This is a genomic window from Streptomyces sp. NPDC087787, assembly GCF_044743035.1.
Taxonomy (GTDB): Bacteria; Actinomycetota; Actinomycetes; order Streptomycetales; family Streptomycetaceae; genus Streptomyces.
Genome location: NZ_JBIUVQ010000002.1, coordinates 305,926 through 328,789, shown reverse-complemented (window position 1 = coordinate 328,789; position 22,864 = coordinate 305,926). Strand labels below are relative to the sequence as shown.

Genomic DNA, 22,864 nt, shown 5'->3' with positions numbered 1-22,864 from the left:
AGCCGATGTCGACCGACTGGCCGGAGGACGCCATGACCGACCCGCTCCCGGACCCCACCTCGCCCTCGCCGGGTCCGGACCCCCAGCATCCGCAACCGCAACCGCACCCGGTCCCCACACCGGAGCCACCCCCAACCCCGGAACCCCCTCCGGCGCCCGGCCCGCCGCCCGGTCCGGCACCTGGGCCGCTGCCCGGTCCTGGTCCGGTTCCGCCTCCGGTGCCGGGCCCGCCCCCTGGCCCCGCACCGGGACCTGGTCCGGCTCCGTCTCCCGCGCCTCCGGTACCGGGTCCGCCTCCTGGCCCCGTGCCGGGCCCCGGCCCGACTCCGCCTCCCGCGGCCCCGACACCCGGTCCGTCCTCTGGACCCGCGCCAGCTCCCGGCCCGGCTCAGCCTCCGCCTCCGGTACCGGGTCCGCCCCCTGGCCCTGCGCCGGGCCCCGGCACGACTCCGCCTCCCGCGCCTCCGACACCCGGTCTGCCCCCTGGCCCCGTGCCGGGCCCCGGCCCGACCCCGCCTTCCGCGCTCCCGACATCCGGTCCGACCCCTGGACCCGCGCCAGGTTCCGGCCCGGCTCAGCCTCCGCCTCCGGTGCCTGGCCCGCCGCCGGGCCCCGGCCCGACCCCGCCCGCGCCGCCCGGACCGCCGCCCGGTCCCGGCCCCACCCCGCCCGAGCCCCCGGGCCCGATCCCCGAGCCTCCACCCGGTCCTCCGCTCCCGGAGCCCTCGCCGTCCCCGATCCCGCCGGGCCCGGAGCCGGTCCCGAACCCGGAGCCGGGACCGCCCCTGACCTGACGACCGTCCCCTGACTACCCCCCCGACCTGACGCCGGCATCACGCGCGGGCGTCCGCGCTCCGGCCCCGACTGCGGACACTCGCCCGGGGTCCCTTGCGGACGCGCGCCTGAGGTCGCGCCCGGGAACGCGCCGGCGAACATACGCCCGCGACCACGCTCCCGCCGCGCCTGCGGGCATGCGTCCGTGGCTTCCGTCAGCCGACATGCGACCGCGAATAGGTGCCTCCGCCGCGCCTTTGGGCATTGGCCCGTGGCTTCCGTCAGCCGACACGCGCCCGCGAACAAGTGCCCCCGCCGCACCCGCGAGTACGCGCCTTCCGTCCCCAGCGGGCGCGCGCCCCCGCCCCGCCCGCGAACACGCGCCCCCGCCCCGCCGCGAGCACACCCCCGCGACCACGCGCCCCGCGAATACGCGCCCGCGATCCCCCGGCGAGCAAGCGCCCCTCGCGGGCAAAAAGACGACGGTGGGCGGCCTTTCCGGCCGCCCACCGTCGTCTACTCACCGTCCGGCCGAGCCGGCCGGCGAACCGGCATCGCTACGCCGTCACCTCCGACCGGTCCCCGCCCCACAGCGTGTGGAACGAGCCGTCCCGGTCCACCCGCCGGTACGTGTGCGCCCCGAAGAAGTCCCGCTGCCCCTGGGTGAGCGCGGCGGGCAGCCGCTCGGCGCGCAGGGCGTCGTAGTAGGCGAGGGCGGCGGAGAAACCGGGGGCCGGGACGCCCTGCCGGGTCGCGGCGACCAGGACCTCGCGCCAGTCGTCCTGGGCCGCCGCGATCTCCTGGGCGAAGGTGTCGTCGGACAGCAGGCTCGGCAGGTCCGGGCGGGCGTCGTACGCGGCGCGGATCCGGTCCAGGAAGGCCGCGCGGATGATGCAGCCGCCGCGCCAGATCGCGGAGACCGCGCCGAGGTCGATGTCCCAGCCGTACTCCGCGCTGCCCGCGGCGATCTCGTGGAAGCCCTGGGTGTACGACACGATCTTCGAGGCGTACAGCGCCTGTTCCACCCGGTCGGCGAACGCGGCCGCCTCCGACTCGCTCAGCGGGGACGCCTTCGGGCCCGCCAGTCCGCGCGACGCCTCCCGCAGGTCCGCGTGGCCCGACAGGGAACGGGCGAAGACCGCCTCCGCGATACCCGAGACCGGCACGCCGAGGTCGAGCGCGATCTGGACCGTCCAGCGGCCGGTGCCCTTCTGCTCGGCCTGGTCCACCACCACGTCCACGAACGGCTTGCCGGTCGCGGCGTCCACGTGGGACAGGACCTCCGCCGTGATCTCGATCAGGTACGAGTCGAGCCTGCCCGTGTTCCAGGTGCGGAAGATGTCCGCGATCTGCGCGGGGGAGTACCCGGCCACGTCCCGCAGCAGCTGGTACGCCTCGCCGATCAGCTGCATGTCGGCGTACTCGATGCCGTTGTGCACCATCTTCACGAAGTGCCCGGCGCCGTCGGGGCCGACGTGCGTGACGCACGGCGCGCCGTCCTTCGCCTTCGCGGAGATCTTCTCCAGCATCGGACCGAGCGAGTCGTACGACTCCTTCGAGCCGCCCGGCATGATGCTCGGCCCGTGCAGCGCGCCCTCCTCGCCGCCGGAGATCCCGGTGCCCACGAAGTGGATGCCCTGCTCGCGCAGCTCCCGCTCCCGGCGCCGGGTGTCCGCGAAGTGCGCGTTGCCGCCGTCGATGATCATGTCGCCGGGCTCGAGCAGCGGGGCGAACTCCCGGATCACCGCGTCGGTGGGCTCGCCGGCCTTCACCATGATGACCAGGCGGCGCGGCCGTTCCAGGGCCGCCACGAACTCCTTCGCGGTCTCGGCCGCGACGAAGTCGCCCTCGTGCCCGAACTCCTCGACCAGGGCGTGCGTCCGGGCCGCCGTCCGGTTGTGCAGTGCGACCGCGTAGCCGTTGCGCGCGAAATTGCGGGCGAGGTTGCGGCCCATGACCGCGAGTCCCGTGACGCCGATCTGGGCTGTAGTGCTCATACCGCCTGCTCCTCGAAAATCCGGTGAATCATCAAGTGGAACGCTGGGCCCGGCCGCCGGTGCCGTCGGCCGGTCCGCCGCCGGTTCCGTCGTCGGCCCGCCGTCCGTCGCGCCGCCCGTGCCCGCCAGTATCACTGCTCCCGCCCCTTCGACCATCCTGACGTGCCGGTACGGCGCGCGCACATTCGGCACCCGGCACCCTTCCATACGCGCGGCGGGTGCCCAGTGGCTCAGCGCGCGGCCCGCGGATCCGGCCAATCAACGTACGTAACCGGCCACTTGGGGTGACGAACCGGCCGATAGCCGTCTTGTCAGGGCCTGTTCGCGGCGGTTACTTTCGCCCCTCCTGACGCATGTCGAGGGAGCTTGAGATGGCCGTACGCGGTCGGCACCGCCGGTACCAGCCGAACAGGATCAACCGCGCCTCGCTCACCGTCACGGCGGGCGGCGCCGGGATGGCCATTCCGCTCATCGGCGCCGGGGCCGCGCACGCCGCCGACGCCTCCACCTGGAACAAGGTGGCCGCCTGCGAGTCCAGCGGCAACTGGCACATCAACACGGGCAACGGCTACTACGGCGGACTCCAGTTCACCCGGTCCACCTGGGCGGCGTACGGCGGTACGCGGTACGCGCCCAGCGCCGACCTGGCCACCCGGGACCAGCAGATCGCCGTCGCGGAGAAGGTGCTCGACGGGCAGGGACCCGGCGCCTGGCCGGTGTGCTCGACGCGGGCCGGTCTCACCCGGGGCGGCGGCACCCCCGGCGTCCACCCGGACACCGCCGGACAGCGGTCCGTGCGCGAGGCCGGCAGTACCGGGAGTACCGGCGCTGACAGGAGCCCCGCCCGCGAGGTCGACGTACGGCCGCAGACCGCGCCGCAGGCGCGGGCAGGCAGCGCCGAGATGTACAAGGTCGTCCGCGGCGACACCCTCTCCGGCATCGCCGACGAGCGCCATGTCTCCGGCGGCTGGCGGCAGTTGTACGCCGCCAACCGGACGACCGTGGGCTCCGACCCGAACCTGATCCTGCCGGGCCAGCGGCTCGCCGTGCCCAAGTCGCGTACGACGGCCGAGCCGCACCGCAAGACGTCCACCGCCACGCGCCCGGCCCAAGAGGCCAAGCCCGCGTCCGGCGCGGCCAAGTCCCGGCCCCACGCCACCGAGCACGCCCTCGTCGCCCCTGTCGGCGGCGGCATCGGCACGGCCTACCACGCGACCGGCTCCCACTGGTCGAAGGGCTACCACACCGGCGTCGACTTCGAGGTCCCCACCGGCACCTCCGTGAAGGCGGCCGCGGCCGGCCGGGTGGTCTCCGCCGGCTGGGGAGGCGCGTACGGCTATCAGGTGGTCATCCGGCACGCCGACGGCCACTACACGCAGTACGGCCACCTGTCGGCGATATCCGTACGGGCCGGGCAGACGGTCGCCGCCGGGCGCGGCATCGGCCGTTCCGGGGCCACGGGCAACGTCACCGGACCGCATCTGCACTTCGAGGTGCGCACGGGGCCCGGGTTCGGCACCGACGTCGACCCGCTCGCCTATCTGCGGGCCGGCGGCGTCAGGATCTGACGCGGGAGCCGTTCCGGCCGGGCCCGGGCCCCGGAACGCAGGGGTCCGCGTAGAACTGCCGGTCGGAGCACGAGCCGACGACGAACGGGCCGAGGAAGAGCTGGGGTTCGCCCGGCGTGCGGTCCTGCTGCTCCCGCGCCGCCGGTGCGACGGGGACGACGACGACCCCGTCGACCGCGTCCACCGGCACGGCCCGCCCGGAGCCGCCGTACGCCTCGACGGACGGCAGCCCCTCGACGGACGACGGCACCTCGGCAGGCAGCGAGACCTCGGCGGGCGGCACGTCCGCACCAGGCGGCACCTCCTCGCCGGGCAGCACCTCCTCGCCGGGCGGGTTCTCCCCGTTGGGCACCGCCCCGGAAGCCACCCCCGCCTCCACCACCGGACCCGTACGCTCGATGCGCTCGGTCATCAGCAGGATCAGGCCGCCCGCGGCCACCACACCGCAGCCCAGGGCCAGCACCGTGCCCGTCGTGCCGTAGCGGAAGGTCTCGCCGAGCAGCGTGAGCCCGACCCCGGCCGCCATCACCGGGTTCACCACCGTCAGCGTGGCCAGCGGCGCCGCCAGACCACCGCCCCGGTACGAGGCCTGCGACAGCAGGATCCCGGCCGTGGCCAGGACGCCTATCGCGATCAGGGACGGCAGCTCCGCCGCCGCGATCCCGTCGGTGAAGTCGACCGCGACCGTCTTGGTGAACACCGAGGACATGCCGAAGGCGATGCCGGAGCCGGTGGCGAGCAGCACGCTGCGCACCGCCGGATGCCGGTGCGCCGCCCTGCCCGCGACCGTGAACGCCACCAGTGCGCCGGCGGTCACCACCGCCAGGCCCGCGCGCTGCGCGGTGTTCAGCGTCTGCGTGTGGGAGGCGCCCACCAGGGACAGCAGTCCCGCGAGCCCCACCGTCGCCATGACCGCGCCGCGCCAGGCGGCGGCGCCCGCCCGCCGGCCGGCGAACAGCGCCGCCATCGGCAACGCGAACACGATGGTCAGGGCACCCAGCGGCTGGACCAGGCTGAGCGGGCCGCAGGCCAGGGCCACCACGTGCAGCAGTCCGCCGAGACCGTTCAGCACCAGCGCCGCCCACCAGGCGGCCCGGCGCAGCGGCGCGTACTGCTCGCCGGGGGTGGACACCGCGACCCGTTCCTGGACGATCGCCCCGCCGGCGTAGGCGACGGCGGACACGAGCGACAGCAGCACGGACAGCGCGAGGGCGCTCATGAGTCGCACCTCCGCGTGGGGCTGGGGCGGCGGCCCCGGCGCGAGGAACGGTCGGCTTCCATGGTCGACCACCCTGCCGTGCCGATCGCCTCACGTCGTCGTCCCTGAGCAGTCAATAGGTCCTACTGCCGATGGAGTACACCCCGCCCGCCGTCCTCCCCCGGGTGGGCGACACGGGACGGAGGCACCCCCACGAATCCCCGGCGAACTCCCCTTGCGCGCCCCGGGACGGGCCTTGGTACTACTGCTTTCCGTGAACCTCGCGCCCGACCTCGCCGCACTGAACGACCTCGGCGGTTTCTTCGCCCTGCGCACGGGCACCCCGCCGCACGGCCCGCTGCCCACCCTCGCCCAGGCCTACGCGGACCCCGCCACGGACTCCGCGACGCATCCCCTAATGGTCCGGGTCCGCCGGGTCGCCGACGGCATCGGCGCCCCCGCGCGGGTCGCCGCCTCGATCGCGCACCAGGCGCTCGCCGCCCGGCTGTGGTCGGCGGCGCTCGGCTGCGCCGTGCTGTACGGGCGGCTTCCCGGCCTGGACGCCCGCCTCGTCCGCTGGGACCCCGCGGGCAGCGCCCCTGACGACCTGTGGCTCACCGAGGTGCGTGCCCGCCCCGCGGACCCGGAGACGTTCGCGGACGTCGTCCTGCACGGCCACCTCGAACCGCTGGCGGCCGCCCTGCGCGCCCGGTACCGCCTCGCACCGGGGCTGCTGCGGGGCAACGCGGCCTCCGCGCTGGCGGCCGCCGCCCGCCTGCTGGAGAACCAGGTGCGCGCCGACGGCCGTACCGCGGCGGCCGATCGCGCCCGGGAGCTGGCCGCGGGGCTCCTCGCCCATCCCTTCCTCGAGGGCGCCGGCACCCTCACCGGCACCGGAACGGGCTTTCGACGGCGCAGTTGCTGCCTGTACTACCGCGTCCCCGGCGGGGGACTCTGCGGGGACTGCTGCTTCACACGGGTGCCGGGCTCTTCCCCACGGGCCGCATCTGGGTGACCATGAAGGCGACCGGCCGCTTCGGACAGGGGGTTGCGGGTGCGCGTGGGACTGCTGACCCGGGAGTACCCGCCGGACGTGTACGGCGGCGCCGGCGTCCATGTCGAGTTCCTGGCGCGGGAGCTCCGGCCGCTGGTGGACCTGGAGGTGCACTGCTGGGGCGAGGGCCGCGCCGACGGCGTCGTACGCCACCGGCCCTGGTCCGCGCTGGACGGCGCCAACGACGCGCTGCGCACCTTCTCCGTGGACCTCGCCATGGCCGCCGCGCTGCGGGGCCGCGACCTCGTCCACTCCCACACCTGGTACGCCAACCTCGCCGGTCACCTCGGCAAGATGCTGTACGGCGTGCCGCACGTGATGACCGCGCACTCCCTCGAGCCCCTGCGCCCCTGGAAGGCCGAACAGCTCGGCGGCGGCTACGCCCTGTCCGGCTGGGCCGAGCGCACCGCGATCGAGTCCGCCGACGCGGTCGTCGCGGTCTCCGGCGCCATGCGCGAGGACATCCTCGGCTGCTACCCGGCGCTCGACCCGGCCCGGGTGCACGTCGTCCACAACGGCATCGACACCACCCTGTACCGGCCGGACCACGGCACGGACGCCCTCGACCGCGTCGGCCTCGACCCGGACCGTCCGTACGTGCTGTTCGTCGGCCGCATCACCCGGCAGAAGGGCGTGCCCCACCTGCTGCGGGCGGTACGGGGCATCGACCCGGCGGCGCAGGTGGTGCTGTGCGCGGGGGCGCCCGACACACCGGAGATCGACCGGGAGTTCCGGGAGCTGTACCAGGAGTTGAGCCGGACCCGCGACGGAGTGCACTGGATCCCGCGGATGCTGCCGCGCCCGGACGTCATCCAGCTCCTCACCCATGCCGCCGTCTTCGTCTGCCCCTCGGTCTACGAGCCGCTGGGCATCGTCAACCTGGAGGCGATGGCGTGCGGCACCCCCGTCGTGGCCTCCCGGACCGGCGGGATCCCGGAGGTGGTCGACGACGGCCGCACGGGGGTACTCGTGCCGGTGGACGACGATTTCGAGACCGGGCTCGCCCGCGCCCTGGACGCGGTGCTCGCGGACCGGGACGGCGCGCGCCGCATGGGCGAGGCAGGACGGCGGCGCGCGGAGGAGGAGTTCGGCTGGGACGCGGTCGCCCGGCGCACCGTGCGGCTCTACGAGGAGATCCTCGAACAGGCTTAGGGCTCAGTCCCTCTCCTGCTCAGGAGCGGGAGACAGGCAACCGGGTGAGGGGAGCGGCCATGCGTCGTGGTGGACCTTCGGTCCTCGGAATCGTCCTCGCGGGCGGAGAGGGCAAACGGCTGATGCCCCTGACCGCGGACCGCGCGAAACCCGCGGTCACGTTCGGCGGCACGTACCGGCTCGTCGACTTCGTCCTGTCCAACCTCGTCAACGGCGACATCCTGCGGATCTGCGTGCTGACCCAGTACAAGTCGCACTCGCTGGACCGGCACATCACCACCACCTGGCGGATGTCCAGTCTGCTCGGCAACTACATCACCCCGGTCCCCGCGCAGCAGCGGCTCGGGCCCCGCTGGTACCTGGGCAGCGCCGACGCGATCCTTCAGTCGCTCAACCTGATCCACGACGAACAGCCCGACCACGTCGCGGTGTTCGGCGCCGACCACGTGTACCGCATGGACCCGCGGCAGATGCTCAAGGAACACATCGAGGGCGGCGCGGGCGTGACGGTCGCGGGCATCCGGGTGCCACGGGCCGAGTCGTCGTCGTTCGGCGTGATCACCCCCGGTACGGACGGGCAGACCGTGCAGCGCTTCCTGGAGAAGCCCGCCAACCCTCCGGGCCTGCCCGACGACCCGGAGAGCGTCTTCGCCTCCATGGGCAACTACGTCTTCTCCACCAAGGTGCTGATCGAGGCGCTCCAGCGGGACGCGGAGGACGAGCGGTCCGCGCACGACATGGGCGGCTCGATCCTGCCCCAGCTCACCGATCGCGGAGAGGCGCGGCTCTACGACTTCGGTGCCAACCACGTGCCGGGCGAAACCAGCCGGGACCAGGGCTACTGGCGGGACGTCGGTACGCTCGACGCGTACTACGACGCCCATATGGACCTGATCGCCGAGCGCCCGGCGTTCAACCTCTACAACCGCGACTGGCCGATCTACACCCACTCGGGGCAGCTCTCGCCCGCCCGGTTCAACGCGGGCGGGATCGCGGGCGAGTCGATCATCAGCGCCGGCTGCCTGATCCGCGGGCAGGTCACCCGCTCCGTGCTGTCGCCGGGGGTCCGGGTCGACCCGGGCGCGGTCGTCCAGGGCTCGGTGCTGCACGACAACGTCCGGGTGGGCCGGGGCGCCATCGTGCGCGGCGCGGTCCTGGACAAGAACGTCGAGGTGCCGCCCGGCGCGACCATCGGCGTCAACCCCGAGCGGGACGCGGAGCTGTACACCGTCTCCCAGGGCGGCGTCATCGCTCTGGGCAAGGGACAACTGGTCCCTTAGGGCCTCTCGTCCGGGGCGGACCGGATCCGGACGAAAGACCCTGGCCCGGCGAGCTCGGGCCCGACGCGGCGGATGGGGGCGCGCGCCGGGGGCGCGAACCGCGACGCGTCGCGTGCGACACCCGCCGGTTGCCGGGCTGACCGGCCTTCAGACCCGATCATGCAGGCAGTGACGTCTCCCTCGGAGGTCTTCCTGCATGAGATGGACCCGGCGCCCGCGGCTGTGCGCGGTGGCGGCGGTGGCAGCGTGCGCGCTGACCGCCGCGCCCGTCGCCGCACCGGCCGCCGAAGCGCGCGACGACCGGCTCACCGATCTGGTCGACCCGTTCATCGGCACCGCGAACGAGGGCAACACCTTCCCCGGCGCGGCCGTGCCCTTCGGCATGGTGCAGCTCTCGCCGGACACCGGCCACAGCACCGGCTACGACCACACCCAGGACCGCGTCCGCGGTTTCTCCCTGGTCCATCTCTCCGGCGTCGGCTGCCGCATCGGCGGCGACCTGCCGGTGCTGCCCACCACCGGTGACGTCACGCGGACGGACTACACCAAGTACGCGGCACCGTTCGGCCACGACAGCGAGCGGGCGAGCCCCGGCTACTACCGCGTCGGCCTGTCCTCCGGCATCGGTGGTATCGGCGGTATCGGCGCCGAACTGACGGCGAGCGCGCGTACCGGGGTGCAGCGCTACACCTTCCCGGCCACGGCCAAGGCCAACGTCCTGCTCAACGCGGCCCAGGCGCTGCACAGGCCGGTCGCGGCGACGGTGGAGATCCTGGGTGACCGCACCGTGCGCACCACGATCACGGGCCGCGGCTTCTGCCGGGACACCCGGCCCTACACCGTGTACACCGTCACCCGCTTCGACCGCCCGTTCACGGCGTACGGCACCTGGGACGGCACCACGGTCACGGCGGGGTCCAGAACCGGACACGGCGGCGCCTACGTCCGCTTCGACACCACCGGGGACCGCACGGTGGAGGCGACGACCGCGCTGTCCTACGTCGACGCGGCCGGCGCGGCCGGCAACCTGGCGGCGGAGGGCGGCCGTTCCTTCGACGCGGTGCGCGACGCGGCCCTGCGGTCCTGGGAGAGCCGGCTGGCCGTCGTACGCGTCCGGGGCGGCGACGCGGCCCGGCGCCGTACGTTCTACTCGGCGCTGTACCACGTGTTCCTGGCGCCGAACGTGGGCAACGACGCCGACGGCCGCTACACCGGCTGGGACGGGCGGGTCCACCGCGCGGGGGGTTTCACCTACTACCAGAACTGGTCGCTGTGGGACACCTACCGCACCCAGGCCCCGCTGCTCGCCCTGCTCGCGCCGCGCGAGTCACGGGACATGGCGATCTCGGTGATCAGGGTCGCCGAGGAGAGCGGCTGGCTGCCCAAATGGGGCTACGGCACCGTCGAGACGAACGTCATGACCGGCGACCCGGTCACCCCGTTCCTGACCAACGCCTTCCAGCAGGGCCTGCTGCAGGGGTACGAGGAGCGGGCCTACCGGGCGCTGCGGCGGAACGCCGACGGGGTGCCGCCCGCCGGCTCCCCGGCCGTGGGCCGCGACGGCAACCCGGACTACCTCGCCCGCGGCTACGTCCCGTACCTCGAGGGCCACGAGCCCGCGAAGCCGGGGCACTCCGACTACGCGTTCGGCGCGTCGGCGACCCTGGAGTACGCCCTGTCGGACGCCGTGCTCGCCCAGATGGCCCGGGCCCTCGGCCACCACGCGGACGCCGCACGGTACGCCGCCCGCTCCCGCGGCTACCGCGCGCTGTTCGACCCCGCCACCGGCTTCTTCCGCGCCCGCGACGCCTCCGGAGCCTTCACCGGACCGGCGGACCCGGCCCGCGGCCCCGGCTTCCACGAGGGCACGTCCTGGCAGTACCAGTGGCTCGTGCCGCAGGATCTGCCCGGCCTGGTGCGCCTGATCGGCGGCCGGCGCGCCGCCAACGAGCGTCTGGACGCGTTCTTCGCCTACGCCGGCCTGCTGAAGGACCCGGAGCGCACCGTCCGCGAGACCTGGGTCCGCGGGCCGTACGCCTACTACGGCAGGGCCACGTACAACCCGATGAACGAGCCGGACCTCGCCGCGCCGTACGCCTACCTCTCGACGGGGCAGCCGTGGAAGGCCACCGACGTGGTGCACGCCGCGCTGACCCTGTTCACCGACGAACCGGCCGGGCTGAGCGGGAACGACGACCTGGGCACCATGTCCGCCTGGAACGTGCTGGCCTCCATCGGCCTGTTCCCCGTCCAGCCGGGCTGTTCCACCTGGGGCCTGTCCACGCCCGTCTTCGAACGCGTCGACCTGCGCCTGGACGACGGCCACCACCCGCGCAGCCTGACCATCACGGCGCCGGGCACCTCGACAAAGGACCGGTACATCCGGTCGGTCCGGGCCGGCGGGGTGCCGCACGACCGGACGTATCTGACCACCCGCGCCCTGCGGTCGATCGGCACCCTGCGCTACACCGTGGGGCCACGCCCCTCGGCGTGGGGCACGGCCGCGCAGGCCGCGCCACCCGCCCTGAGGTAACCCTTGCGGGGCCCCTGAGTGACCTCAAAGGCCCCATGCGTCCCACCCCTTTCCCCAGGGTCGGACTTAATCTGTTGTTAACTGAGCGTAGCTTGATCGTACTTGACTGTAATCAGTCGAGGGCGGTTGACTGCCAAAACACCCACCGCCGATGCGAGGCAAGCCATTGACTCCCGACCTGCTCGCTCCCCTCGACCTGGCGTTCTGGAACATCGAGTCCGCCGACCACCCCATGCACCTCGGCGCCCTCGGGGTCTTCTCCGCCCACTCGCCGACCGCCGGAGCGCACGCGGCCGACCTGCTCGCCGCCCGCGCGGCAGGAGTGCCCGGCCTGCGCATGCGGATCCGGGACGTGTGGCGGCCGCTCGACCTGCGCCTGCCCCTTGCCCAGGCGTTGCGTCCGCCGCTCGGCTTCGGCGGCGCCGCCCGCGAGCCCGACCCCGGCTTCGACCCGCTCAACCACGTCCGGCTGCACGCCCCGGCCACGGACTTCCACGCCGAGGCGGGCCGGCTCATGCAGCGCCCGCTGCAGCGCAACCGCCCGCCGTGGGAGGCGCACGTGCTGCCCGGCGAGGACGGTGTCTCCTTCGCCGTGCTGTTCAAGTTCCACCACGCCCTCGCCGACGGCCTGCGCGCCCTGACCCTCGCCGCGGCCGTCCTCGACCCCATGGACATGCCCACCCCGCGGCCCCGCCCGGCCGCGCCCGCCCGCGGTCCGCTCCCCGACGTGCGCAAGCTGCCCGAGGCACTGCGCGGCGCCCTGTCCGACGTGGGCCGGGCCCTGGACATCGGCACCTCGGTCGCCCGCTCGTCCCTCGCCACCCGGTCCACCCCGGCGCTCACCGCCGAGCCCACCGGAACCCGCCGCACCGCCGGCGCGGTCGTCGACATCGACGACGTGCACCTGGTCCGCAAGGCCGTCGGCGGCACCGTCAACGACGTACTGATCGCCGTCGTCGCCGGCGCCCTGCGGCGCTGGCTCGACGAGCGGGGCGAGGGCACCGACGGGATCGCGCCCCGCGCCCTGATCCCGGTCTCCAGGCGCCGCTCGCGCACCGCCCACCCGCAGGGCAACCGGCTCTCCGGCTATCTGATGGAACTCCCCGTCGGCGACGCGGACCCCCTGCGCCGGCTCGCCGCCGTCCGCGCGGCCATGGACCGCAACAAGGACGCCGGACCCAACCGGGGCGCGGGCGCCGTCGCACTGCTCGCCGACCATGTGCCCGCCCTCGGCCACCGGCTCGGCGGACCACTGGTCGCCCAGGCCGCCCGGCTGTGGTTCGACATCCTGGTCACCAGCGTGCCGCTGCCCGGCATCGGCCTGAGGCTCGGCGGCCACCCGCTGACCGAGGTCTACCCCTTCGCGCCGCTGGCCCGCGGCCAGTCCCTGGCCGTCGCGATCTCCACCTACCGCAGCCAGGTCCACTACGGGCTCGTCGCGGACGCCAAGGCCGTGCCCGACCTGAACCGGCTCGCCCGCGCCGTGACCGAGGAGGTGGAGACCCTGATCACGGTCTGCGGATCCTGATCACCTGCGTTTGGCCTACCGGCCCGGCGCTGCCGTAAAATCCCCCGTTCGAAAGCAGGCGCGAGTCGGAGCGCCGCACGGTGATCAGGGAACGGCAGCGCGATGACGGTGACAGACGAGGGCCCGACGGCCACGGACGAAGTGCTGTACGGGCCCGGGATCGACCCCGAACGCCTGGCCGTGTGCCTCGAAGTGCTCAAGGAGCTCGACGGGATCGACGTGGACCACCCGGACGCCGTCGCCGTGCGCCGGGCCACCTCGCAGATCTACCGCACGGTCAAGCAGCGCCGCCGCCAGGAGCGCCGGGCCGCCAAGACCGCGAACGACAAGGCGGTCACCGAGGCCACGGCCACCGGATCCGCACAGCGCATCGACGACGAGACCGAGGGCATCCTGCCCTCGTCCACGACGGGGGCGGGACAGATCGCGGGGATACTCCAGCGCCCGCGCTCCTGCTACGTCTGCAAGACCCGCTACGTCGAGGTCGACTACTTCTACCACCAGCTCTGCCCGCGGTGCGCGGTCGAGAACCGCGCCCGCAGGGACGCCCGCGCCGACCTCACGGGCAAGCGCGCCCTGCTCACCGGCGGTCGCGCCAAGATCGGCATGTACATCGCGCTGCGGCTGCTGCGCGACGGCGCGCACACCACGATCACGACCCGGTTCCCGAGTGACGCCATCCGCCGCTTCAAGGCCCAGCCCGACAGTGACGAGTGGATCCACCGGCTGAAGATCGTCGGCATCGACCTGCGCGACCCGGCCCAGGTGGTGGCCCTGGCCGACTCGGTCGCCGCCGAGGGACCGCTGGACATCCTGATCAACAACGCGGCCCAGACCGTACGGCGCTCCCCGCAGGCCTACAGCGAGCTGGTCGCCGCCGAGTCGGCCCCGCTGCCGGCCGGTGAGCTGCCCGCGGCCGAGGTGATCGGCACGTTCGGCTCGGGGGCGGTCGCGGAGCTGCCGGTGGCGGGCGGCGGCGCGCTCACCGCCCAGGACGTCACCGACCTGGCCCTGGTCTCCGGCTCGGCGTCCCTGGAGCGGATCGCCGCCGGCACGGCCATCGACGCCGGCGGTCTCGTGCCCGACCTGCACGACACCAACAGCTGGATCCAGGCGGTGGAGGACGTCACGCCGGTGGAGCTGCTCGAGGTCCAGCTGTGCAACTCGACGGCGCCCTTCATCCTGATCAGCCGCCTGCGTCCGGCGATGGCGGCCGCCGCGGCCCGCCGCGCCTACATCGTGAACGTCTCCGCCATGGAGGGCGTGTTCAACCGCGGCTACAAGGGCGCGGGACACCCGCACACCAACATGGCCAAGGCCGCCCTGAACATGCTCACGCGGACCAGCGCCGAGGAGATGTTCCAGAAGGACCGCATCCTGATGACGGCCGTCGACACCGGCTGGATCACCGACGAGCGCCCGCACCCGGACAAGGTCCGCCTCGCCGAGGCCGGCTTCCACGCCCCGCTCGACCTGGTCGACGGCGCCGCCCGCGTCTACGACCCGATCGTGCGCGGCGAGGCGGGCGAGGACCTGTACGGCGTCTTCCTCAAGGACTACGCGCCGGGCAAGTGGTGAGCCGGCCGCCGGCCCGATGCCTCTGACGAGGTGTCAGTCCACGGTCCTCAGCCGGTAGTTGCCCGCCGCGACCAGTTCCAGGACCGTGCGCCAGTCCTCCAGGACGCCCGCGTCGAAGCCGGCGGTGCGGGCCTCCTCGGCCGTCTGGCGCAGCGCCGCCGCGTCCTCCTCGGACAGGCGGCCGTCGGCGGGCGCCGCATGCCGTCGCAGGAGGCGGGAGACGCGCTCGCCGAGCAGGGCGCGCACCGCGTCCGCCGCCGGGTCGGCCGTACCGTCGCCGCCGTCCGGCCGCAGCAGCCGGCCGATGCCGTGGACCAGGCCCGCCACCTGGAGCTCCTTGTCGGCCGGGTGGCGCCGGCGCAGCAGGGCGGCGGTGCGCAACGCGTGGGCGCGGGCGTCGGGCGGGCAGGCGTACAGCAGGTCCATGAGCTCCTCGGCGCTGCGCAGCTCCATGCGTCGGTCCTCCCGCGAGAAAGCCGTCGTGGTGGGTCAGCAGATCATGGCGAGCTTGCGGCGCGGCCAACGGAACCTGAACCCCGCCCGGCACATGATGCGACAAATCACCCCGCAAGTGGTCCAATCAACACGCGCGACGTCAGATAGTTACCTGGACTTTGCCGCGCTATCGAGCGGGAGGCCGCTCATTTGGTTAATCTGGGGTGGACGGACAGCGACTACGGGTTCCATCCACACCCATGGTCCGTCCCGGGGCAAGCCGGTGCACCACGGCCTGCTCGCACCTCAGTTGCCGACGCCACCGCGTCCGAGATGCATACCAACCAGACCCGAGCGGGCTTGGGCGGCGCGGTGCGTCCGGCCGCATGCCCCGAGGGTGACCGACACATAAGGAGTGCGCGGTGACACCGGAGAAGACGAATCGCGAGCAGCGTCCCAACGAACGCATGGAGCGCGCGGGCCGAAGGCCCGCGGACCTGGGCAGCCTCGACGTGTGGGCCCGCTCGGCACCGATCCGCCTGGCGGGCTACGAGGACGACCTGGCCGAGCCCCACATCCTGCCCAGCGTGGACTGAGCGGCCAGAACCCGTCGCGATCGCCGACCGCATGGGCGTGCCAGACTCACGCCCATGCTGATCAGAGAAGCCACGGCCGCGGACTGGCCGCGGATCTGGCCGTTCTGGCACCGGATCGTCGCCGCCGCCGAGACGTACGCCTGGGACCCGGACACCTCCGAGGAGGATGCCCGGGCCTTGTGGATGGGCCCCGCCAAACGCGTGTACGTCGCAGAGGACGACACCGGCGCGGTCGTCGGCTCCGCCTACGTCACCCCCAACTACGGCGGCCCCGCCGCCCGCGTCGCCAACGCGGGTTTCATGGTCGACCCCGACCGGTCCGGCCTGGGCATCGGCCGCGCCCTGGCCGAGCACGTCCTTCAGGCCGCGACGGCCGCCGGCTACCGGGCGATGGTCTTCAACGCCGTCGTGGAGACCAACCCCGCGGTCGGGCTGTGGACCTCGCTCGGCTTCCGGATCCTCGGCACGGTGCCGGAGGCCTACGAGCACCCCCGGCACGGCCCGGTGGGCCTGCACATCATGTACCGGGCCCTGTAGACGAGGCGCTCTGGAGACCCGGTACTACGACCCCGGCGGCAGGTCCGCCGTCCTCGGCCAGGGACGCAGTCGCTCGATCTGCTCCGCCACGTCCAGCAGATCCGCCTCCGCGCCCGGACGCCCCACCAGTTGAACGGCGCACGGGGCGCCCGAGGGCAGCGTCCCGAACGGCACCGCCATCGCGGGCCATCCGGCCAGGTTCCACGGCGGGGTCATCGGCGAATAGAGGGTGTCGGCCAGCACATTGCGCAGCCAGCCCCGCTCGTGCCAGGGCCCGGCCTGCGGGGAGCGGCGGGCCAGCGCGGGGGTGAGCAGCACCTCGTACTCGGCGAAGAACGGCTCCATCCGCCGCCGCAGCTCCTCCCGGCGCGTGTCCGTGTGCACACCCTTCAGGAACCGGCGCCCCAGGGCGGCGTGCACCCGGGTGCGCCGGGTCAGCCGCCGCGGGTCCAGGCCCGCCGCGTCCACGGCCGCGCCCGCCGTCCAGTGCCGCAGAGCCGTCACTCCCAGCGACACCGGATACGGCGGCTCGGCCCGGCGCACCCGGTGACCCGCCCCGGCCAGCAGCCGCGCCGCGTCCCTGGTGGCAGCGGCGTAGGGCCCGCTCACGACCACCCCGGCGAGCGGGCTGCGCACGGACACGGCGATCGTCCGCGGGCTCGCCTTCCGACCGCCCTCGGCCTCGGTGCCGGCCAGCACGGAGAGCATCAGCCGGGCGTCCTCGACGGTCGTGGCGAGCGGCCCGTTCTCGGACATGCCGAACCAGTCGCCCTCGCTGATCCCGGCGGGCACCACGCCGTGACCCGGTTTGACGGTGACCAGGCCGCAGTTGGCGGCGGGGATGCGCAGGGAGCCCATGCCGTCGTTGCCGAGGGCGAGCGGGACCATGCCGGCGGCGACCGCAGCCGCGCTGCCGCCCGAGGAGCCGCCCGCGTTCCGGGTCGGGTCCCACGGGTTGCGGGTGATGCCGTGGACGCCCTCCGTGGTGCCGAACACGCACAGCTCGGGCACGTTCGTCAGCCCGACGACCACCGCGCCCGCCGCTCGGAGCCGGCCCACGGTGACATGGTCGCCGGCGGCCGGGGTGTCCGGGGTCGCGGCCGACCCCACGCGGCTGGACTCGCCCCGCACCGCCAGGTTGTCCTTCACGGCCACCGGCACGCCCGCGAGCGGCAGTCCCGCCAGATCGCCGCGGGCCGCCACCTCGTCGGCCTCCGCGAGCGCTGCCTCGGCGCGGACGGTGCGGAAGGCGCCGACGCGACCGTCGAGCCGCTCGATCCGGGCGAGGTGCTCGGCCACCACCTCGCGGGGCGTGGCCCGCCCGTCGCGTACGGCGGCGGCGATCTCGGCGGCACTGCGGCCGGCCCACTTGGTCACGGGCGCTCCTCGGAAAGGGGACGGACGGTTGGGTACTCGCGAGTATGCAGGCACGACCGTGCCCGGCGGCAGGTGCCGCGTCGAGAGGTTCCCGCCGGTGGAAAGGGCCGGTGGAAAGGCCCGTGCAGCGCCGTATGCGGGCCGTCCGAGTGGGTCTAAGGTCGAAGGCGGAGGACGCGTACGAGGGGAACCGGTCGGCGATGGCACAGGACGAGGCCGTGATCGGCTGCACGGGGGAGATTCTCATCGGCACGTGCGGTTCCGCGGGCCCGGGCGAGATCCTGGTGCGGGTCAGAGGAGGCTGCGAGACCTTCCTCGCCTGGTCGCAGGAACCGCTGCCGATCGGTGCGACGGTGCTCGTGGTCGAGTCACGCGGACGCCGCGAGGTCGACGTCATCGCGTGGGGCGACCCCTTGGAGAGATTGCGGGACGTTCCCGTCGATCCGGGGTGAGCCCCGGGCTGATCCCGGGCTGACCCGGGCTAAGGAGAACAAGGCCATGTTCGGTTACCGCGTTCCCGCCCCCGACGAGGCGATGCTGATCTCCGGAGGCAGGCGGGGACTGGGGGGTGCGCCGTTCCGGGTGGTGACGGGACAGGGGAAGTTCGTGCTCCCCGTCCTGCGCAAGGTCCGCTTCCTGACCCTGTCGATGTGCGAATCCGAGGTCGTGCAGACGCGGGCCATCATCGGCTCGATGACGGTCGACGAGATCGTCACCGAACGCCAGAAGCTCGCCGCCGAGGTGCTGGACACCTCCAAGACCGGGATGGCGAAGATCGGCCTGATCGTGGACTCGCTGCAGACCAGTCGATCGACGACGGGGACACCGGCTACATCGACGCGATGTCCGCGCCGCACAAGGCGGCCATCCGGCGCCAGGCGCAGATCGCCCAGGCCCAGGCCAACCAGGCCGCCGCCCAGGCCGAGCGGGAGGCGGCGCGCAAGCAGGCCGAGTACGCCCGGCAGACCGCGGTGGTGAAGGCGGAGTACTCGGCCGAGGTGGACCGGGCCCAGGCGCAGGCGGCCCAGGCCGGCCCGCTGGCGCAGGCGCACGCCCGGCAGGAGGTGCTCGACGCCCGGACCGAACTGGCCCAGCGGCAGGCCAGGCTGCGCCAGCAGGAGCTGGTGGCCGAGATCGTGAAGCCCGCCGAGGCCGAGCGTGTCCGGGTCCTCGCCGCCGCCGAGGCGCAGCGGATGAAGGTCCAGGCCGAGGCCGCGGCGTCGTACGACCGCGTCGCCCTGGACCGGATGCTCATCGACCAGCTCCCGCTGATCGTGAAGGAGGCCGCGGGCGGTCTCTCCGGGGCCAACGTCAACGTCCTGAACGGTGCCGACGGACTCGGCGAGATAGCGGCCGGTCTGGTCGCCCAGGGCCTGACGATCCTGGACTCGGTCCGGCAGAACCTGAACGGCCAGGGCGATCGGCACCCCGGCGGCGCCCGCCCCGAGGAGGGCGACGGCAGGCCGGCACTGCGCGGCCCGAGCGCGCCGCGGCCCGGCACCGGGCAAGAGGAACCGGGCGAGGGCGCGTCCGACGGTGAGCGGCCCGATCCCCGCACCCGCTGAGGTCCCGCGCCGGGCCGAACCGCCGTCCGCCCACCCCACGGAGCGTGACTCATGCATGACGACCCCGGCCTGGTCGAGGCCCGCCTCAGGCGGGTGCTCGACGAGCGCATCCGTCCCGCCGTGTATCCCGAGTCCGTCCCGCTGGAGGTCGCGGTTCGGCACACGCCCGGCGAACCCGTACCGGTCGCCGAGGGCCTGGCCGCCGAACCCGAGCCGATCGAGGCGGGCACCCGGTGGGGTGCGCCGTGGGGCACCAGCTGGTTCCGGGTGACCGGCACCGTGCCCGACGCATGGGCCGGGAGGACCGTCGAAGCGCTCCTCGACCTCGGCTTCGACCAGAACATGCCCGGCTTCCAGTGCGAGGGCCTGGTGTACCGGCCGGACGGCACCCCGGTGAAAGGGCTCAACCCGCGCACCCCCTGGGTCCGCGTCGCCGCCCCCGCCCGGGGCGGCGAGGAGGTGCGCCTGCACATCGAGGCCGCCTCCAACCCCGTCATCCCCGGCTTCGTGCCCACCCCGCTCGGCGACCCGGAGACGGCGGGCGACGAACCGCAGTACACGCTCGGGCGCATGGACCTCGCCGTGTTCGACGAGAACGTATGGCGGCTGGTCATCGACCTGGAGGTGCTGGGGGAGCTGATGGCCGAGCTGCCGCCCGACGCGCAGCGCCGCTGGGAGATCCTGCGCGCGGTGGACCGGGCGCTCGACGCGGTCGACCTCCAGGACGTGAACGGCACCGCCGGGCGGGCCCGGGCCCGGCTCACCGAGGTGCTGGCCGCGCCCGCCGCCGCCTCCGCGCACCGGATCAGCGCGGTGGGGCACGCCCACATCGACTCGGCGTGGCTGTGGCCGCTGCGCGAGACCGTGCGCAAGGTGGCCCGCACCGCCTCCAACATGACCGCGCTGCTCGAGGACGAGCCCGAGTTCGTCTTCGCCATGTCCCAGGCCCAGCAGTGGGCGTGGCTCAAGGAGCGGCGGCCCGAGGTGTGGACACGGGTGAAGAAGGCCGTGGCGGACGGGCGGTTCGTGCCGGCCGGCGGCATGTGGGTGGAGTCCGACACCAACATGCCCGGCTCGGAGGCGATGGCCCGGCAGTTCGTGCACGGCAAGCGGTTCTTCCTCGACGAGTTCGGCATCGAGAACGACGAGGCCTGGCTGCCCGACACCTTCGGCTTCGCCGCCGGGCTGCCGCAGATCGTCAGGGCGGCGGGCTCCACCCGGCTGCTCACACAGAAGATCTCCTGGTCCCGCACCAACGCCTTCCCGCACCACACCTTCTGGTGGGAAGGCATCGACGGCACGCGGATCTTCACGCACTTCCCGCCCGTCGACACCTACAACTGCTCCATGACGGGCCACGAACTCGCCCACGCGGCACGCAACTTCAAGGACAAGGGCGCCGCCCGGCACTCCCTCGCCCCCACCGGCTGGGGCGACGGAGGCGGCGGCACCACCCGGGAGATGGTCGCCAAGGCGGCCCGGCTGCGCGACCTGGAGGGCTCGCCGCGGGTGGTGTGGGAGACACCGCGGGAGTTCTTCGACCGGGCCCAGACCGAGTACCCGCAAGCACCCGTCTGGGTCGGCGAGTTGTACCTGGAACTGCACCGCGCCACCCTCACCAGCCAGGCCGGTGCCAAGCAGGGCAACCGGCGCAGCGAGCACCTGCTGCGGGAGGCGGAGCTGTGGGCGGCGACGGCCGCCGTACGCACCGGATTCGCCTATCCCTACGACGAGTTGGACCGGATCTGGAAGACGGTGCTGCTGCACCAGTTCCACGACATCCTGCCCGGCTCCTCCATCGCCTGGGTGCACCGCGAGGCACGCGCCACCTACGAGCGGATCGCCGGGGAACTGAACCGGATCGTCGAGTCGGCCCAGCGCGCGCTGGCGGGCGAGGGCGCCGTACCGCTGGTCTTCAACGCGGCCCCGCACACACGGGCGTGCGTCCCGGCCGGCGGCGCCGCCACCCCGGTCACCGAGGGCCGCACGGAGCTGAGGCCCCGCGCGGGCGGGGGATTCGTCCTGGACAACGGTCTGCTGCGGATCGGGATCGACGAGCGGGGCCTGGTCGTCTCGGCGTACGACATCGAGGCCGGCCGCGAGACGATCGCCGAGGGCCGGGCCGCGAACCTCCTCCAACTGCACCCGGACCTCCCGAACATGTGGGACGCCTGGGACGTGGACGAGTTCTACCGCAACACGGTCACCGACCTCACCGGCACCGAGTCCGTCACGGCCCGCGAGGACGGCGCCTCGGTGAAGGTCGTACGGAACTTCGGGGACTCCCGCGTCACCCAGGTGCTGTCGCTTCCGGCGGGGGAGCGGCGGCTGGTGCTGGACACCGAGGTGGACTGGTACGAGACGGAGAAGTTCCTCAAGCTGGCCTTCCCGCTCGACGTGCACGCCGAACGGTACGCGTCCGAGACGCAGTTCGGTCACTTCTACCGGCCTACCCACACCAACACCTCTTGGGACGCGGCCAGGTTCGAGGCCTGCAACCACCGTTTCGTGCACGTGGCCGAGCCCGGCTGGGGCGTCGCCGTCGTCAACGACTCGACGTACGGCCACGATGTGACCCGCACGGTCCGCACCGACGGCGACCGGGGCACCACCACCACGGTCCGGATGTCCCTGCTGCGTGCCCCGCGCTTCCCCGACCCCGCCACCGACCAGGGCGTCCACCGCTTCCGGCACGCCCTGGTGCCGGGCGCGGACATCGGGGACGCGGTCCGCGAGGGCTGGCGGATCAACCTGCCCGAGCGGCGACTGACCGGCGGCCAGGACGTGGCTCCGCTGGTGACGGTGGACGAGGACGCGGTGGTCGTGACGGCGGTGAAACTCGCGGACGACGGCAGCGGTGACGTGGTGGTCCGCTTCCACGAGGCGCACGGCGGCCGGGCGCGGGCGACGCTCACGGCGGGGTTCGACGTCGCGGACGTGACGGTGACGGACCTGCTGGAGCGGCCCCTGCCTCAGGAGGCGCCGGAGCGGGACGGCGGCCGGATCGCCCTGCGGCTGCGGCCGTTCGAGCTCATGACGCTGCGGCTGCGGCGCGCGTGAGGTCCTGCAACAGGGGCGACTCGGCGGGATCGCGCCGTGCCGCTCTTTCCCGGTGGGGCGCGCGGCCACGATGATGTGGCGATGACACGAAGAACGGTGCCCGACCACTCCTGGGCCGCCCAGCCGGACCCCCTGCTGGCGCTGGCCGAACGCGAGTTGGCGTTCTACAGCCGGTCCTGCGACCGCGCCAGGCGGCTGCACCGCGGCACGGAGCTGGGCGCCCTCGCCACCACCTCGGTGACGGTCGTGGCCGCCGGTCTGCACGCGCCGGCCTGGCTGACCGCGATGATCGCGGGCGGTGCCGTGTTCTTCACCGGCATGCGCCAGCTGTTCGACCCCGGCTCCCGCTGGGTGCTCACCGCGCAGGCACGCGAGACCCTGCGCCGGGCCGTCGACCGCTACCTGCTCCTGCCCGAAGCGGAACGCGACGCCGCGGCCCGGCAGACCCTGCGGCACGTGATCGAGGAGGTCGGCGCCGACGAACTGCGCGAATGGTCCGATTCCCGGACCCGTCGCCCGGAACCACCACTGCCGGCCCCCGGCCCCTGACCACGACCGGAACCCGGGGACGGCCGCGAGCGTTCCTCCCCTCGACCGAAAGGACCTCCGTGCCCCCGACGCCCGCCCGCGCA

At 73.8% G+C, this 22,864-nt stretch carries 16 protein-coding genes and 1 pseudogene; 13 read left to right on the top strand and 4 right to left on the bottom strand.

Features of this window, described 5'->3' with window-relative positions; all coding sequences use genetic code 11:
• Nucleotides 1–1,331: 1,331 nt before the first annotated feature.
• Nucleotides 1,332–2,771: an NADP-dependent phosphogluconate dehydrogenase gene (gene gndA, locus ACIOWN_RS05525; protein ID WP_100570229.1), complete on the bottom strand. Its 1,440-nt coding sequence runs from the start codon at nucleotides 2,769–2,771 to the stop codon at nucleotides 1,332–1,334.
• A gap of 371 nt (nucleotides 2,772–3,142) precedes the next feature.
• On the opposite strand from gndA, the gene ACIOWN_RS05520 reads away from it, so the two are divergent.
• Nucleotides 3,143–4,339, top strand: coding sequence for a transglycosylase family protein (locus tag ACIOWN_RS05520; RefSeq protein WP_362353036.1), 1,197 nt, complete (start codon nucleotides 3,143–3,145; stop codon nucleotides 4,337–4,339).
• Here ACIOWN_RS05520 and ACIOWN_RS05515 read toward each other — a convergent pair.
• Nucleotides 4,329–5,558: a DMT family transporter gene (locus ACIOWN_RS05515; protein WP_362353037.1), complete on the bottom strand. Its 1,230-nt coding sequence runs from the start codon at nucleotides 5,556–5,558 to the stop codon at nucleotides 4,329–4,331. The genes ACIOWN_RS05520 and ACIOWN_RS05515 overlap by 11 nt on opposite strands.
• A 253-nt stretch (nucleotides 5,559–5,811) precedes the next feature.
• Here ACIOWN_RS05515 and ACIOWN_RS05510 point away from each other — a divergent pair, with 253 nt between their 5' ends.
• The 6 genes from ACIOWN_RS05510 to ACIOWN_RS05485 all read left to right on the top strand — a co-directional run bounded on the left by ACIOWN_RS05510 (nucleotide 5,812) and on the right by ACIOWN_RS05485 (nucleotide 14,662).
• Complete coding sequence (locus ACIOWN_RS05510) at nucleotides 5,812–6,552, top strand: (2Fe-2S)-binding protein (RefSeq protein WP_362353039.1); 741 nt, start codon at nucleotides 5,812–5,814, stop codon at nucleotides 6,550–6,552.
• A 39-nt stretch (nucleotides 6,553–6,591) separates the two neighbouring features.
• On the top strand, nucleotides 6,592–7,743 hold the full coding sequence (gene glgA / locus ACIOWN_RS05505) for a glycogen synthase (protein WP_362353041.1): 1,152 nt from the start codon (nucleotides 6,592–6,594) through the stop codon (nucleotides 7,741–7,743).
• A 59-nt stretch (nucleotides 7,744–7,802) separates the two neighbouring features.
• Nucleotides 7,803–9,023: a glucose-1-phosphate adenylyltransferase gene (glgC, locus tag ACIOWN_RS05500; protein ID WP_362353043.1), complete on the top strand. Its 1,221-nt coding sequence runs from the start codon at nucleotides 7,803–7,805 to the stop codon at nucleotides 9,021–9,023.
• Between the two features lie 196 nt (nucleotides 9,024–9,219).
• The gene (locus ACIOWN_RS05495) at nucleotides 9,220–11,556 is read left to right on the top strand and encodes a GH92 family glycosyl hydrolase (protein WP_362353045.1); all 2,337 of its coding nucleotides are present in this window, start codon (nucleotides 9,220–9,222) and stop codon (nucleotides 11,554–11,556) included.
• 166 nt (nucleotides 11,557–11,722) lie between these two features.
• Nucleotides 11,723–13,084, top strand: a complete 1,362-nt coding sequence (locus ACIOWN_RS05490; protein WP_362353109.1) for a wax ester/triacylglycerol synthase family O-acyltransferase — start codon at nucleotides 11,723–11,725, stop codon at nucleotides 13,082–13,084.
• A gap of 102 nt (nucleotides 13,085–13,186) precedes the next feature.
• Complete coding sequence (locus ACIOWN_RS05485) at nucleotides 13,187–14,662, top strand: SDR family NAD(P)-dependent oxidoreductase (protein WP_362353047.1); 1,476 nt, start codon at nucleotides 13,187–13,189, stop codon at nucleotides 14,660–14,662.
• Nucleotides 14,663–14,695: 33 nt separating this feature from the next.
• Here the strand turns inward: ACIOWN_RS05485 and ACIOWN_RS05480 are convergent, their stop codons facing one another.
• A complete protein-coding gene (locus tag ACIOWN_RS05480; RefSeq protein WP_362353049.1) occupies nucleotides 14,696–15,115 on the bottom strand; it encodes a hypothetical protein in 420 nt (139 codons plus the stop codon).
• 404 nt (nucleotides 15,116–15,519) lie between these two features.
• Between ACIOWN_RS05480 and ACIOWN_RS05475 the strand changes: the two genes are divergently transcribed.
• Nucleotides 15,520–15,693 carry a hypothetical protein gene (locus ACIOWN_RS05475; protein WP_100570238.1) on the top strand — a complete coding sequence of 58 codons (174 nt, stop codon included), beginning with the start codon at nucleotides 15,520–15,522 and terminating at the stop codon, nucleotides 15,691–15,693.
• Between the two features lie 54 nt (nucleotides 15,694–15,747).
• Nucleotides 15,748–16,230, top strand: coding sequence for a GNAT family N-acetyltransferase (locus ACIOWN_RS05470; RefSeq protein ID WP_362353052.1), 483 nt, complete (start codon nucleotides 15,748–15,750; stop codon nucleotides 16,228–16,230).
• 24 nt (nucleotides 16,231–16,254) lie between these two features.
• On the opposite strand, the gene ACIOWN_RS05465 is transcribed toward ACIOWN_RS05470, so the two are convergent.
• A complete protein-coding gene (locus ACIOWN_RS05465; protein WP_362353054.1) occupies nucleotides 16,255–17,607 on the bottom strand; it encodes an amidase family protein in 1,353 nt (450 codons plus the stop codon).
• Nucleotides 17,608–17,807: 200 nt separating this feature from the next.
• On the opposite strand from ACIOWN_RS05465, the gene ACIOWN_RS05460 reads away from it, so the two are divergent.
• The 4 genes and pseudogenes from ACIOWN_RS05460 to ACIOWN_RS05445 all read left to right on the top strand — a co-directional run bounded on the left by ACIOWN_RS05460 (nucleotide 17,808) and on the right by ACIOWN_RS05445 (nucleotide 22,781).
• Entirely contained in the window at nucleotides 17,808–18,059 is a 252-nt protein-coding gene (locus ACIOWN_RS05460) for a hypothetical protein (RefSeq protein ID WP_362353056.1), read from the top strand.
• 46 nt (nucleotides 18,060–18,105) lie between these two features.
• A pseudogene (locus tag ACIOWN_RS05455) lies at nucleotides 18,106–19,172 on the top strand (flotillin).
• A 51-nt stretch (nucleotides 19,173–19,223) separates the two neighbouring features.
• Nucleotides 19,224–22,232, top strand: a complete 3,009-nt coding sequence (locus ACIOWN_RS05450; RefSeq protein ID WP_401980541.1) for an alpha-mannosidase — start codon at nucleotides 19,224–19,226, stop codon at nucleotides 22,230–22,232.
• 81 nt (nucleotides 22,233–22,313) lie between these two features.
• Nucleotides 22,314–22,781: a DUF4231 domain-containing protein gene (locus tag ACIOWN_RS05445; RefSeq protein WP_362353060.1), complete on the top strand. Its 468-nt coding sequence runs from the start codon at nucleotides 22,314–22,316 to the stop codon at nucleotides 22,779–22,781.
• Nucleotides 22,782–22,864: the final 83 nt, after the last annotated feature.

What these genes read in the sequence shown, in the direction of transcription:
- gndA (WP_100570229.1), bottom strand. Translation starts at nt 2,771, where the DNA reads ATGAGCACTACAGCCCAGATCGGCGTCACGGGACTCGCGGTCATGGGC.
- ACIOWN_RS05520 (WP_362353036.1), top strand. Translation starts at nt 3,143, where the DNA reads ATGGCCGTACGCGGTCGGCACCGCCGGTACCAGCCGAACAGGATCAAC.
- ACIOWN_RS05515 (WP_362353037.1), bottom strand. Translation starts at nt 5,558, where the DNA reads ATGAGCGCCCTCGCGCTGTCCGTGCTGCTGTCGCTCGTGTCCGCCGTC.
- glgC (WP_362353043.1), top strand. Translation starts at nt 7,803, where the DNA reads ATGCGTCGTGGTGGACCTTCGGTCCTCGGAATCGTCCTCGCGGGCGGA.
- ACIOWN_RS05495 (WP_362353045.1), top strand. Translation starts at nt 9,220, where the DNA reads ATGAGATGGACCCGGCGCCCGCGGCTGTGCGCGGTGGCGGCGGTGGCA.
- ACIOWN_RS05485 (WP_362353047.1), top strand. Translation starts at nt 13,187, where the DNA reads ATGACGGTGACAGACGAGGGCCCGACGGCCACGGACGAAGTGCTGTAC.
- ACIOWN_RS05480 (WP_362353049.1), bottom strand. Translation starts at nt 15,115, where the DNA reads ATGGAGCTGCGCAGCGCCGAGGAGCTCATGGACCTGCTGTACGCCTGC.
- ACIOWN_RS05470 (WP_362353052.1), top strand. Translation starts at nt 15,748, where the DNA reads ATGCTGATCAGAGAAGCCACGGCCGCGGACTGGCCGCGGATCTGGCCG.
- ACIOWN_RS05460 (WP_362353056.1), top strand. Translation starts at nt 17,808, where the DNA reads ATGGCACAGGACGAGGCCGTGATCGGCTGCACGGGGGAGATTCTCATC.
- ACIOWN_RS05450 (WP_401980541.1), top strand. Translation starts at nt 19,224, where the DNA reads ATGCATGACGACCCCGGCCTGGTCGAGGCCCGCCTCAGGCGGGTGCTC.
- ACIOWN_RS05445 (WP_362353060.1), top strand. Translation starts at nt 22,314, where the DNA reads ATGACACGAAGAACGGTGCCCGACCACTCCTGGGCCGCCCAGCCGGAC.